Origin of the sequence: Paraburkholderia sp. UCT2, from assembly GCF_014397665.1 — a bacterium.
Taxonomy (GTDB): Bacteria; Pseudomonadota; Gammaproteobacteria; order Burkholderiales; family Burkholderiaceae; genus Paraburkholderia; species Paraburkholderia tuberum.
Genome location: NZ_VZQO01000192.1, coordinates 1 through 246 on the forward strand (window position 1 = coordinate 1; position 246 = coordinate 246).

Annotated in this window: 1 pseudogene; it reads right to left on the reverse strand. The window is 65.9% G+C overall.

The features are described from left to right. Nucleotides 1-3: 3 nt before the first annotated feature. Nucleotides 4-246, reverse strand: a pseudogene (locus tag F6X39_RS36285) (IS21 family transposase); the annotation flags it as partial.

Below are 246 nucleotides of genomic sequence, written 5' to 3' on the forward strand. Positions count from 1 at the left end.
TTCTCAGGCGAGCTCATCAGCACCTCCCGTTATCTGGTCGTAGATGTCGAGCCGGTGAGGGGTCACCAGCGTGTCCTTGCTACGCACGTGCTCGGGCAGGTTCACCGTCACCGGCGGCGGTATCTGCCGCGACTCGCGCCGACGCTCCAGCGCCAGACGCACCGGATTCTGGTGAGGCGCGGCATCGCTGGCGAGCGTTTCCTCGATCGCTGCCTGCAGTTCGGCGGCACCATAACGGTCGAGCAG